Source organism: Pseudochrobactrum algeriensis, from assembly GCF_018436245.1.
In the GTDB taxonomy this organism is placed as follows: Bacteria; Pseudomonadota; Alphaproteobacteria; order Rhizobiales; family Rhizobiaceae; genus Pseudochrobactrum; species Pseudochrobactrum saccharolyticum.
Genome location: NZ_CP075361.1, coordinates 2,593,381 through 2,606,160 on the forward strand (window position 1 = coordinate 2,593,381; position 12,780 = coordinate 2,606,160).

Sequence of the window (12,780 nt, forward strand, 5' to 3'; positions counted from 1 at the left end):
AACTAACCAACTGCCTGCGACTGCGCAACCACGACAAGGCCTGTTTATCATGCAAAAATCCCGCCCTCTGATTGCTGTCACCTCTGACATTCGTGATATTGACGGCAATAACTGGCACGCAACACCTTCGGAATATATTACAGCGCTTGCTGAAGTCGCTCAGGTCACACCGCTTCTGGTGCCGAATATCCGTGACAAGGTTGACCACGACGCCCTGTTCGCGGCGGTGCACGGTCTGCTCATCACCGGTTCCCGTTCCAATGTGCATCCGGAACATTACGGGCAGGAAGCCACAGAGCAGCACGGCCCGTTTGATCCGGACCGCGATGCGACCACCCTGCCTTTGATCCGCACTGCACTGGAACGGGGTATTCCCGTGCTTGGCATCTGCCGCGGTTTGCAGGAAATGAATGTCGCGCTTGGCGGCTCGCTGGCCAATGATATTCAGGAGCTCAACGGCAAAAACGACCACCGCGCGCCGGTTTCCACAGTCCGTGATGAGCGCTATGCGATTTCGCATCCGCTGGAGATTGCTGAAAACTCATGCCTTGCTGCCATTCTGGAAAGCACTGCAGTCAACACCAATTCTGTGCACCGGCAGGCGATTGACCGCCTTTCCGACAAGCTTGAGCCGCAAGCCGTAGCCGAAGACGGTACGATTGAAGCGGTTGTTGTGAAGGACGCACAGGATTTTGCGCTCGCAGTGCAATGGCATCCTGAATATTGGGTGCGCTCCGATGCACCTTCAGCCAAAATTTTTCAAGCATTCGGTGATGCCGTACGCAATCATGCCGGCAAAGCAGAGTAAAAAATATACAGTGTCACAGATCGCGGTTCTGAAACCCGCGATCTGTGTTTCAGAACCGGTATCTCAATCCGCCGCTTAAAGAAAAAGACTGGAATTTCATTCCGGCTCCGTCCGGAAAATATTCCACGACTTCTCCGCTGGTCAGATTATACATTGTTGTATCAGCAGTTTTGTTGAAATAGCGCTCATAATTACCGGCGAGGAAAAATGACGCCTGCGCGGTATAGGCATATTCTGTACGCGCACCGACGGACATGAATGCCAGGCTATCATATTTTTCAGTAAAACGCAGGTTCCGCCGCCAGTGATGATCTTCATCTCTGGATTTAAAGGCAAAACCACCCCTTGCCTGCACTGAGAATGTCCACTGTTCAAAGCTCTTACTTGCTTCCAGCCCTAAAAATGCTGTCGGATAACTCTGTTCATAGCTGATAGTACGTTCACCATCAGGAATATCACCGGCATCATCACGAAATTCATTCCGGCTATAAATATAGCTGCCGCCATAGGCATCCCATTTCACATTGGTATATTTAAAGCCGCCATGCAGATTAAGCAGCGCTGTTTCATTGAGGCGGAAATCATGCCCCAACGCCAGATCAGCCGTTATATAGCGGTTAAGCTGTGTATCGGGATGGATTGAGCGATGTGACCACGCACCAGAGCCATAACCGGCGGGCGGATCCATCAGCCAGTCATAATCTTTCATCCGGTTATTGCCGCTGAAACCGACCATCACATTACCTGACAGCGTCCAGTCATTATCAAACAAAGCTTTTGCTGTTGCGGTCAGAACCGGAGCATCCGTCTTCCAGATCAGATGGCTGATCTTCTTGCCGGTATTATTATAAACCAGCTCGTCTCCTTGCAGATGGATGTAACCAACTCCGCCCAGAAAAGAAAAATCGGGATTACTGATCCGTATATCTGAGGCGTGCGTGGGATTTAAATCTGCTGCACCGACTGGCAAAGCTGCAAATAACAAAAACTGACTGCAAATAACTGCTGATACAGACTTCACAACACGCCCCCGCTTATGAATACAGGGAGCATTTAGAATATAATTTTACAAAATTTCAAATACTAAAATACTAAACCTGCCTGCTTATGCGTATCAGGCAGGTTTACTTGTCGACTGGCGGATATGTAATTCCGGTTTAATCAACGGCTGATCGCTATGCATTTCAACACCGTTGAGCTGATCCAGCAAAGCACGCGCTGCCTGACGCCCGACTTCACGCTGGCCGTTCCAGACGGTTGTCAGTGCCGGTGTAGCAATTGCCGCCTCTTCCAGATCATCATAACCGGTCACAGAAATATCTTCACCCGGCACCAGACCGGCACGGGCAATACCATTCATCAGACCAATGGCGACCAGATCATTCCAGCACACAGCGGCTGTCGGCTTGTCTTTGAGAGACAAGAATTGCGGTGCCACTTCAAAGCCGCCCTGTTTGGTGCGCGGCCCCGGAATACGCCATTCCGGCTTCACAGTCAGACCGGCTTTTTCCATGGCATTGACATAACCCTGATAGCGATCGCGACCTGTAGAGGTCTGATCCGTGCCGCCAATCATCGCAATGCGGGTATGTCCGAGTGAAATCAGATGATTGGTCGCAAGACTGATGCCATAGGCATCATCACCTCGAAACACCGGCACATCCGCACCTTCCACATTACGGGCGATCAGCACCACCGGCAGACCGTTATTTTCTGCCAGTTCAATATCTTCCGCAGGCGTACCGATGGCCGGAGACATGATTACGCCGTCCGCGCCAAGCTGCAAAAGCGTGTCCACAAATGTGCGCTGCTTTTCCAGCTGATCATAATGATTGCTGAGAATGAAAGTCTGGCGGGAGCGATCCAGTTCCGTTTCAATAGAGCGCAGAATTTCCGCAAAAAACGGGTTCATAATATCATGAACCACAACACCGATAATGCCGGAGCGCGATGTGCGCAGCGATGCGGCACGACGGTTATAAATATAACCGATGGCGCGGGCATGCTCCTTGATGCGGTCGCGGGTCTGATCCGCCACCAGAGGACTGTCACGCAAAGCCAGAGAAACCGTGGCCGTTGACACGCCAAGCGCATCAGCAATGGTTGAAAGTTTGATCTTCTGGGCCAAAAGCCGTCCGCCCCTTATTCAACAATCATATTCACCGGAACCGGCAGTTCTGCGGTATAGTTATCTTCAGTAATCTTAGTTAATCAATATCTAGAATATAGTTTAACAAATAGCGAGACAGTTTTTAGCAACTTATCCGGCAAATTATTCAATATGGAACACAGAGCCGCCATCACCTGCATTGTTCCGTTTTAATCGGCATCATCATCAGCCAGATCATCCGCCGTATCGGCTTCATCACTGGCAGCCGTGCGCAACGGGCGACCGGCAGCAACAGCATTCAGATTATTTTCCATCCGCGACAGCAGTTTCAGCAGAACTTTACGTTCTTTCTTTTCAAAACCGCGCAGGCAGTCTTTTTCAGTTTTACGCACCAGCTTTTCAATTACGCGGATAACATCATGCCCCTGATCGGTCAGAAACACATGTGTCTGGCGCTGATCGCTTTCCGATGCCTGTTTGGTGACAAAACCCTGTGCCTGCAAACGGCTGATCGTTTTTGTCACGGTCGGCGGACGCACGCCCAGACGCTGCGCCAGAATACCGGGTGGCAGGCCGTCCTCTTCGGCAAGTTTCAGCAAGACCGCATCCTGCCCCGCATATAATCCGTGTTCCAGCAGCCGTGTGGCTAATATCGTGCGCATCATCCGCGCATTGTGCTGTAACGGCTGAAGAATAGCAGTTTTGCCTGACTTACTCATATGCACCCTACCTGTCCGTATATAAAAGCATTTCCAGCAAAAACCGGAACCGGTTTTGCGTCAGGAAATGCTCTATTTCATAAACAACCTAATTGAAGGTGTTATGACTGACAAGCAGCAGTCTGGTCTCAGCTGCAAAGTCAGGACAACGGGCATAAAGGCGTATTTAGAATAGCCGCGGCCACACTCAGCCGTTATGATGCCTCTCACTTGCACATATCAGAGGAGAAATATTTTGCCGGAGATCACCCAGCACGCCAGTTCCGCCCTTTCTGACAGAGTGCCGCAAACCAGTGAGGCTCTCGTAACTGAGCCGCTGCAGGACACTATTCCTGAAAATCTCATTGCTGTCTTACCGCTGGGTGCCCATGAGCAACACGGCCCGCATTTACCCTTTGAGACCGACACAATCATCGCCGAAGGCATAGCTGCACGATTGGCAGAAAATTTGCCGGAGCATATTACCGCGCGTTTTCTGACCACCGAGCCGGTTGGCTATTCTGTTGAACATATGGATGTGGAAGGCAGCCGTACGCTGGCTTTTTCTGAAGCAGTGAACCGCTGGATCGGCATCGGTGAAAATCTCTGTGCCGCCAATATCCGCAAGCTGGTTATCCTCAATGCCCATGGCGGCAATTCTCCTTTGGCAACCATAGTCGCTACAGAGCTGCGCGCACGTCTGGGAATGCTGGCCGTGGCAACCCACTGGACACGGTTCGGCATACCGGAAGATCTCATCAGCGCGGAACAAAAACACCTTGATATCCATGCGGGCTATATAGAAACCTCTGTCATGCTGGCCTTGGCACCAGAGCTTGTGCAGATGGATAAGGCGCAGAATTATATCAATGAACAGGCAAAATTCATTGAAGAGTTTCAGTATTTGCGTGCCTATGGCCCGCACGCTTTTGGCTGGATGATGAGCGATCTCAACAAGCAAGGTGCCGCCGGCAATGCTTTACGTGCCAATGCGCAAGATGGCGAAAAAATCATTGCCCATGCAGTGAACGGCCTGACCGGACTGATGGATGATGTCCACCGGTTTGATATCTCAGTCTTCGGGCAAACACCCTCACTTTGAAAACTGTCAGCAAAGCTTCAGAAGAGATTGCTCTATATAGCTAGTCTGTTCTATAGAATTACGGTTTCGCAATTCTTATATGCACAGAGATTTCAACATATAGACCGGCTCTGGCTCAACACCAGTTACCCGATCCGGTAAAAATTCTGACAATGAAGAGGCACTCTACCCATGAGCGATAGCCCTGTAGCAGATCAGGTTGCGACTGGCGCAACTACACTCCCTAAAATTCCGGTTACCGTGCTGACCGGCTATCTCGGCTCCGGCAAGACCACCCTGCTCAACCGTATTCTCAGCGAGAACCACGGCAAACGCTATGCTGTCATCGTCAATGAGTTCGGTGAAATCGGCATTGATAATGATCTTATCGTCGAATCCGACGAAGAAATCTATGAAATGAACAATGGCTGCATCTGCTGCACCGTGCGCGGCGACCTGATCCGCGTGGTTGAAGGTCTGATGCGCCGTCCGGGTCGTTTCGATGCGATCATTGTGGAAACCACCGGCCTTGCCGATCCGGTGCCGGTTGCCCAGACATTCTTCATGGATGATGATGTGCGCGCCAAAACCCAGCTTGATGCTGTGGTCGCCCTTGTTGATGCCAAACATCTGCCATTGCGTCTGAAAGACAGTAAAGAAGCCGAAGATCAGATCGCTTTTGCCGATGTGGTTCTGCTCAACAAAACCGATCTCGTTAATGCGCAGGAACTTAGCCATGTCGAAGCGACTATTCGCGCCATCAATCCGCATGCGATTATTCACCGTACCCAGCGCGCAGAAATTGATCTGACGAAAGTTCTGGATCGCGGTGCTTTTGATCTCCAGCGTGCGCTGGAAAATGATCCACATTTCCTCGATCATGATCATCCAGATCATGTTTGCGGCCCTGGCTGCGATCACGACCACGACCACGATCATCATGGTCATCACCACCATCATGATCACGACCATAGCTGCGGCCCAGATTGCAATCATGACCATGGGCATGACCACGGCCATGCTTCAGCGATCCACGATGTAACGGTTATGTCAGTATCCTTGCGCACCGGTGAGCTGGATGCCGCGAAATTCTTCCCGTGGATTCAGAATGTAACACAGGTTCAGGGGCCGGATATTCTGCGCCTCAAAGGTATCATCGCTTTTGCCGGTGACGATGACCGCTATGTGGTACAGGGCGTGCATATGATTATCGAAGGCGATCACCAGCGTCCGTGGAAACCGGACGAAAAGCGCGAAAGCCGTCTGGTCTTTATCGGTCGCAATCTGAATGAGCAGGCACTGCGTTCCGGCTTCGAGAAATGTAAATAACCATGCCGACGATTGCCCCTATTGATCTGGGAAGCCACTGCCTGAAAGCCGGCTTCCTCAATGATAATGCCTATTATGCACTGGCCGATGGTACACTTCATTGGCTGGATGAAGCGCATAAAACTGTCACTATGCATGACGGCTTGCTCTGCGTTGCACCAACGGCTGACAATAAAGCCCTGATCACCGGCGGTGAAGACGGACGCATCTGTCAGACTGACGAAAAAGGCAATGTGCAGGAACTGGCGGTTCTGCCGCGCAAATGGATCACTGCGGTTGCCAGTGGCCCGAATGGCGCGGTGGCCTATGCTTCCGGCCGCACCGCATGGGTGCGTGAAGCCAATGGCAAAACCACCGAATTTGCCCATGAGCGCAGTGTTGAAGGCGTTGCTTTCGCCCCCAAAGGCCTTCGCCTCGCCATTGCCCGCTATAATGGTGCGACATTGCATTGGGCAGGCACTGCCGGCAAACCCGTTGATCTGGAGTGGAAAGGCGCACATACCGGCGTGATCTTTTCACCGGACGGACGTTTTCTGATTACCACCATGCAGGAAAATGCGCTGCATGGCTGGCGTCTGGAAGATAACCGTAATATGCGCATGACCGGTTATCCGGCCAAGGTCAAAGACTGGTCATGGAGCCCTAAAGGCAAATGGCTGGCCACTTCCGGTGCTCCTGCGGCAATCATCTGGCCATTCACAGGCAAAGACGGTCCGATGGGCAAAGCTCCGCTGGAACTTGGCCTGCGTGGTGATACAATGGTTACAGCCGTTGCCTGTCATCCGGTCGAAGATATTGTAGCGGTTGGCTATCAGGACGGTATGGTGCTGCTCTGCCGTTTTGCCGATCAGAAAGAAGTGCTGCTGCGTCGTCCGGGTAAAGGCGCCATCAGCTCAATGGGCTGGGATAAAAACGGTACACGCCTCGCCTATGGTGCGGAAACCGGTGATTGCGGTCTGATTAATATTCAGTGGTAACAAAGAAAAAGCGGCTTCAGAGCATTTCCAGCAAAAGTGCGCAGCGCCTCCGCAGAGAAATCAGTTCACCGGACTGATTTCTTTTCCTGCTACGATGCGTTGGATAATGCGTAAAATAAAAAGAAAGAGCCGTTCCAGCAACTCGTTTAAACTGGAACGGCTCTAAGCCGCTTTTTTCATTACTTCTTCGATTGTTCCAGTGCCTGCTCGCTCTGAGTGGCCGGTTCCTGTGCTTCCGGCAGGGCTTTCAATTTATCCGTTTTGTCTTTGGCCTTTGTCGTCACAGCCTGCGACATTGCAGGTGCGCCATCCGGCCCCTGCCCCGAGAGCCATGCTGTCACCAGCGACACGTCTTTCGCACCAATCATATGACCGGCCTTCACCACGCGCGCATCCACTTTGGCACCGCTGGTACGCAGCAAGTCCGAGAGTGCAGGCGCAAAAGGCGCATACATCTTGTCATCAGCACCGGTCACAACCAGCACCTTAGCTTTACTCAGATTAGCTGCCGGTGTCTGATCCAGCACCGGCATAGAGCGCATCAGAACAGCTTTTTTCACCAGATCAGGATGCAGTATCATCGTCGCGGCCAGCAGATTGGCACCATTGGAATAGCCGACAAAAGTGGTACGGCTCAAATCAATTTGATCGTCTTCAGAGAGTTTGGTCAGGAAACTGACAAAAGCATCCGCTTCATTACGCACATCTTTCTGGTCGAATTTTACCGGCGTAATGCGGGCATACCAGCGTGTGCGACCTTCCTGCAAGACCCGTCCGCGGATACCGAGCAGCGTGGCACGCGGCCAAACCTCCTGCGCAAACGGCACAAGACTGGTTTCATTACCGCCGGAGCCATGCAGCAAGACAATCGTTTCACCGCTGCCGTTTTCCGGCTTGGTAAAGTGATAAACAAATTTCTGACTGCGGGAAATTGCCTCTTTTACCACCTTGCTCACATCTTTCGCCGCGTCAGCAGCATCCGCTTTAGGATTACGCATGGTCAGCCCCGCGCCTGTGGCCGGTGTCATTATATCTGATTTCTTCATAAATGCCGCATTACCGGAAGCTGTTTCAGCACGGGACGGCGTCTCCTGCGCAAGCACAGCCTGCGGCAGAAACGAGATCAGCATAGCTGCCACAGTGGCAGAAGCGGAGAAAGAGAATAATTTGTTTACCATAGGAGAAGTTTTGCCGGACAAATATTAAAATAATCTAACAAGTCGGTAAATTGATGCATTGCATGCCTGTAAAGGCGCATTTTACGGAGAGTTGCAATTCTGGCAAGCTCAAAACAGGCCACTCTCTAAATCTCAATCGCGGCGAAAACATGCCATCAATAATTATTTTAACTTCATGCCGCATAATAAAAATCTTCAACAGATATTCCGCCTCATCAGCAATACCGGAACCAAATGACATATAAACCAGCTCTGGTCTTCTTAGCACTTCTGGCTCAGGCTTTTTTCAGTCTGGTTCTGATTATCATCACCGTCTGGGGCAGTCTTGCACTCCATTATCAGCTGACAGAATCGCGCCTGCTCACTTATGCTGCAATCGGCATATGGGTACTCGTTGCATTGGCTGCACTCAGCACACTCTGGTTCACCGACCTGCAACATTATCGCAGAGCCGCATTTATCAGCTTTGCAATCCTGTTCGCAATTTTGCTGATCTGGTGGCACGGCATCAAGCCATCGCTGAACCGCGACTGGGCACCGGAAGTCGCACAAACAGTGACCGCCGAGTATAATGGCGATGTGGTGCGGCTCGATCATATCCGTGATTTTGACTGGCGTACGGAAAAGGATTTTACCGTTAACTGGAAAAGTGCCGATTATGATCTGAGCCAGATTAAAAGCGTTGACCTGTTCTTGTCCTATTGGGCGGGGCCAGCGATTGCCCACACATTGGTCAGCTTCGGATTTGAAGACGGGAGACAGGTCGTTTTCTCCGCAGAAATCCGTAAAAAACGCGGACAGGCTTTCTCTGAAATCGGCGGGTTCTTCAAAGATTTTGAACTGGCAATGATCGCGGCAGAAGAAAGCGACATTATCTATCTGCGCACCAATGTGCGTGGTGAGCATGTCTATCGCTATCATGTGGATATTGAACCGGAACAAGCACGGCAGCTTTTCAGATTATATACCGACACAGCCAACCGCCTGAGCAAAGAAGCCGGCTTTTATAATACGCTGACCGCCAATTGCACGACCGTTGTCTTCGACATGGCACGAATTCTCGATCCGTCGATAGCACTTGATTATCGCGTACTGCTCTCCGGCTATCTGCCTGAATATATGTTTGAAAAACAGCTGATTGTGACGGCGGAGGATAATACGCAATCGATGCGTCTCATTGCGGATATCAGCCAGCAGGCAAAAGGAAGCCGCGAAGGTTATTCACAACGTATCCGCACAATGGCTATGCCTCAGTCTCAGGCGGCAGAATAAAACACCGGTGCCGCAGTCAAAAGCCTGCGGCACCGGAAACAAATTAATCTAGAGCAGCAGTTACGATGAACTCTACTTTGTAGCCCGGAGTTGCCAGATGGGCAGAACCGGTTGCGCGTGCCGGTGTGTTTGCAGGATCAACCCATGCTTCCCAAACCGCGTTCATTTCTGCGAAATCTTTCATGTCATCCAGCCAGATAATGGTCTGAAGGATTTTGGATTTGTCGGTACCGGCAACAGCCAGCAGACGATCAACTTCAGCCAGTGCGGTTTTGCACTGTTCAGTCACGCTTGCATTTTCTGTACCAACCTGACCGGCCAGATAAACAGTATTGCCATGCACAACTGCACCGCTCATGCGCTTACCGGATTCGAAACGTTTAATGGACATAGTTCTTCCTCTCATTGTAAATTCGATAAAGCCTTATAAGCATCAAAGCGCGCCAAGACTATTTGTCAGGGTCAAGAAAACGGAAAACAGCACATATTTTTTCGGAATAATGTGAGCAATCCTTATGCTGACCGAATATTCCGCTCCATTCTTGACTCAAAACCTGCCTGCATCTATAAGCCGCCCCACGTTCAGATATTTTTTGCAAGGTCGTTCATCGACCGCGTCTGAACCAGCTCCTGTTAAAAAACAGATTTAAGAAGGGCCGCACACCGCGGTATTAAACAAATGAAGCGCACATATCAGCCATCTAAACTCGTCCGCAAGCGTCGTCACGGTTTCCGTTCGCGCATGGCTACTCCAGGCGGTCGTAAAGTTATTGCAGCCCGCCGCGCACGCGGTCGCGGCAAGCTTTCTGCATAATTGTTGCTCCGCGTAGAGCGGTGACACAACAAGCAAATAAGCAGACCAAAACACTCCGCCTTCGCAAGAGAGCGGAGTTTTTGGCTGTTCGCAGCGGGGAAAAGCGTCGCGGCAAATATTTCCTTCTGGAAGTAAAACAACGCGATGAGGCAACCAGCAAACAGGCAAAAACCGGTGAAAACCCGCGTGTCGGCTTCACGGTTACCAAGAAAAACGGCAATGCGGTTATCCGCAACAGAATCCGCCGCCGCCTGAAAGCCGCCGCTGCACTCAGCGAAGCCGCAATGGCTCCGCAAACTGATTATGTTATTGTTGCACGCAGGGAAGCGTTAAACGCCCCCTTCAGCGCACTGACCAGAGAGCTCTCAAAGCGGTTTAAATGACCGTTTCACAAAATAGGCCTGAATTATATCGTCTCAGCGTTCGCTTTTCTGAATGGCTCGTATTATAAGGCAGGCACTTAACTCTGACAGGTATGGGGCATATTCTGCACAGCGCTCTGTCAGCCAGCATATTATACGTTAGGACAGCGCAGCGATTTTGCGCACTTAGCTGTAATGAACTGACAGGAACCAGGACCCGTCAATGGAAAAAAATCGTAACTTCTTTCTCACCATTGGCCTGTCGATTCTGATTCTCACGCTCTGGCAGGTATTCTATCTGGGGCCAAAGACTGAGGCTCAGAGAGAACAGGCACGGATTGAAGCGCAGAATACTCAGAATGCGCAGGCAACATCCGCCAATGGTGCAACATCTGCCAATATCCCGCAGGGCAATGCGCCTCAGGCCGGTATTCCGGGTCAGACAGCAGAGGCTCAGGGAGCAAAACCTGTTACCCGTGAAGCAGCGCTGACTCAGAGCAAGCGTATCAGCATTGATACACCGCGCGTCAGCGGTTCGATCAATACTGTCGGCGCCCGCCTCGATGATCTTTTCCTGAAGGATTATCGCGAAACCGTTGATCCGAAATCCCCTGAAATTGAACTGCTTGCGCCTTCAGGCGTGAAAAAGGGCTATTTCGCTGAACTCGGCTTCTCCGGCAATGATGCAATCGGCACTGTTCCGGGCCCTGCAACCGAGTGGAATATTGAAGGCAATGACAAGCTCACCCCTTCAACACCGGTAACCCTGACCTATGCCAATGAAAAAGGCATCCAGTTCAAGCGCGTGATCTCCGTGGACGAGAACTATATGTTCGCCGTTGAGGATACGATCACCAACCCGACTGATGCTGCCGTTTCGCTCAGCTCCTATGGCCGCGTAACCCGTTTTGAAAAGCCTGAACATGCCAGCGGCACCTATGTGCTGCATGAAGGTCTGATCGGCGTTGTCGGCGATCAGGGTCTGCAGGAAATTTCCTATTCCAAGATCGAAGACAACAAGAACATGCCGCTTGCCAAAGCAACAGGCGGCTGGCTTGGCATTACCGACAAATATTGGGCTGCGACACTGATTCCGCCGCAGAACGAAAGCTTTGAAGCACGCTTCTCTTACTTCACTGACGGCACACCGCGTTATCAGGCTGACTTCCTCAGCGCGCCTGTAACCATTGCTGCCGGTCAGAACACCGTCATCAAGAACCATGTTTTTGCCGGTGCAAAAGAAGTTGCCAAGATCAAAGAATATGAAGAAAAGCTCGGCATCAAGCAGTTCGAACTGCTGATCGACTGGGGCTGGTTCTACTTCATCACCAAGCCGATGTTCTACCTCATCGACTGGATCTATAAATTCTCCGGCAATTTCGGTGTCGCTATTCTGGTGGTTACCGTTCTGCTGAAAGCCCTGTTTTTCCCGCTGGCCAACAAATCGTACAAGTCGATGGCCCGCATGAAGATGATGCAGCCTGCGATGCTGGAAATCCGTGAGAAATATGCGGATGACAAGGTTAAGCAGCAGCAGGAAATGATGCAGCTTTACAAGCGCGAGAAGATCAATCCGCTGGCCGGTTGCTGGCCGGTGCTGGTGCAGATCCCTGTATTCTTTGCGCTCTATAAGGTTCTCTATGTCACCATCGAAATGCGTCATGCGCCGTTCTTTGGCTGGATTCATGACCTTGCTGCGCCGGATCCGACATCGCTGTTCAACCTGTTTGGTCTGCTGCCTTGGGATGTTCCTGCATTCCTGATGATCGGTGTATGGCCGCTGATTATGGGTGTCACCATGTTCCTGCAGATGCGCATGAACCCGACCCCGCCGGATCCGACACAGGCTGCGATCTTCACATGGATGCCGATTATCTTCACATTCATGCTGGCCGCATTCCCTGCAGGTCTGGTTATCTACTGGGCATGGAACAACACATTGTCCATTCTCCAGCAGGGCATGATCATGAAACGTCAGGGTGCCAAGATCGAACTTTTTGACAACCTCAAAGGCATGTTCAAAAAGAAAGAACCTGCGGCACCGGCGAAAACCGATAAGCCTGCCAAGAAATAAAACAAACAGAAAAGCCCCCTTTACGGGGGCTTTTTTATATCTGAAGCGCATTGACGGTTGACAAAAGCCACTGAAAG

The 12,780-nt window shown here is 51.2% G+C and carries 12 protein-coding genes and 1 pseudogene; 8 read left to right on the plus strand and 5 right to left on the minus strand.

Annotated features, from left to right (window positions below; all coding sequences use genetic code 11):
* The first annotated feature begins 49 nt into the window (after positions 1–49).
* Complete coding sequence (locus KHQ09_RS13990; RefSeq protein ID WP_213598867.1) at positions 50–808, plus strand: gamma-glutamyl-gamma-aminobutyrate hydrolase family protein; 759 nt, start codon at positions 50–52, stop codon at positions 806–808.
* A 49-nt stretch (positions 809–857) separates the two neighbouring features.
* On the opposite strand, the gene KHQ09_RS13995 is transcribed toward KHQ09_RS13990, so the two are convergent.
* From KHQ09_RS13995 to KHQ09_RS14005, 3 genes are all read right to left on the minus strand, one after another.
* Positions 858–1,829, minus strand: a complete 972-nt coding sequence (locus KHQ09_RS13995) for an omptin family outer membrane protease (RefSeq protein WP_213598869.1) — start codon at positions 1,827–1,829, stop codon at positions 858–860.
* A gap of 93 nt (positions 1,830–1,922) precedes the next feature.
* A complete protein-coding gene (locus tag KHQ09_RS14000; RefSeq protein WP_028234002.1) occupies positions 1,923–2,936 on the minus strand; it encodes a LacI family DNA-binding transcriptional regulator in 1,014 nt (337 codons plus the stop codon).
* A gap of 191 nt (positions 2,937–3,127) precedes the next feature.
* Entirely contained in the window at positions 3,128–3,637 is a 510-nt protein-coding gene (locus KHQ09_RS14005; RefSeq protein ID WP_075657041.1) for a MarR family winged helix-turn-helix transcriptional regulator, read from the minus strand.
* A 316-nt stretch (positions 3,638–3,953) separates the two neighbouring features.
* Between KHQ09_RS14005 and KHQ09_RS14010 the strand changes: the two genes are divergently transcribed.
* From KHQ09_RS14010 to KHQ09_RS14020, 3 genes are all read left to right on the plus strand, one after another.
* The gene (locus KHQ09_RS14010) at positions 3,954–4,718 is read left to right on the plus strand and encodes a creatininase family protein (protein ID WP_238481745.1); all 765 of its coding nucleotides are present in this window, start codon (positions 3,954–3,956) and stop codon (positions 4,716–4,718) included.
* Between the two features lie 171 nt (positions 4,719–4,889).
* Positions 4,890–6,026, plus strand: a complete 1,137-nt coding sequence (locus tag KHQ09_RS14015; protein ID WP_213598871.1) for a CobW family GTP-binding protein — start codon at positions 4,890–4,892, stop codon at positions 6,024–6,026.
* Between the two features lie 2 nt (positions 6,027–6,028).
* Entirely contained in the window at positions 6,029–7,003 is a 975-nt protein-coding gene (locus KHQ09_RS14020) for a WD40 repeat domain-containing protein (RefSeq protein ID WP_213598874.1), read from the plus strand.
* Positions 7,004–7,293: 290 nt separating this feature from the next.
* On the opposite strand, the pseudogene KHQ09_RS14025 reads toward KHQ09_RS14020, so the two are convergent.
* A pseudogene (locus KHQ09_RS14025) lies at positions 7,294–8,181 on the minus strand (alpha/beta hydrolase); the annotation flags it as partial.
* A gap of 234 nt (positions 8,182–8,415) precedes the next feature.
* On the opposite strand from KHQ09_RS14025, the gene KHQ09_RS14030 reads away from it, so the two are divergent.
* Entirely contained in the window at positions 8,416–9,453 is a 1,038-nt protein-coding gene (locus KHQ09_RS14030) for an Lnb N-terminal periplasmic domain-containing protein (RefSeq protein WP_213598876.1), read from the plus strand.
* Positions 9,454–9,496: 43 nt separating this feature from the next.
* Here KHQ09_RS14030 and KHQ09_RS14035 read toward each other — a convergent pair whose 3' ends face one another.
* A complete protein-coding gene (locus tag KHQ09_RS14035; RefSeq protein WP_213598878.1) occupies positions 9,497–9,844 on the minus strand; it encodes a RidA family protein in 348 nt (115 codons plus the stop codon).
* A gap of 288 nt (positions 9,845–10,132) precedes the next feature.
* Between KHQ09_RS14035 and rpmH the strand changes: the two genes are divergently transcribed.
* The 3 genes from rpmH to yidC all read left to right on the plus strand — a co-directional run bounded on the left by rpmH (position 10,133) and on the right by yidC (position 12,703).
* A complete protein-coding gene (gene rpmH / locus KHQ09_RS14040; RefSeq protein ID WP_022712486.1) occupies positions 10,133–10,267 on the plus strand; it encodes a 50S ribosomal protein L34 in 135 nt (44 codons plus the stop codon).
* 80 nt (positions 10,268–10,347) lie between these two features.
* Positions 10,348–10,650 carry a ribonuclease P protein component gene (gene rnpA / locus KHQ09_RS14045; RefSeq protein WP_238481641.1) on the plus strand — a complete coding sequence of 101 codons (303 nt, stop codon included), beginning with the start codon at positions 10,348–10,350 and terminating at the stop codon, positions 10,648–10,650.
* A 202-nt stretch (positions 10,651–10,852) separates the two neighbouring features.
* The gene (gene yidC, locus KHQ09_RS14050; protein WP_213598882.1) at positions 10,853–12,703 is read left to right on the plus strand and encodes a membrane protein insertase YidC; all 1,851 of its coding nucleotides are present in this window, start codon (positions 10,853–10,855) and stop codon (positions 12,701–12,703) included.
* Positions 12,704–12,780: the final 77 nt, after the last annotated feature.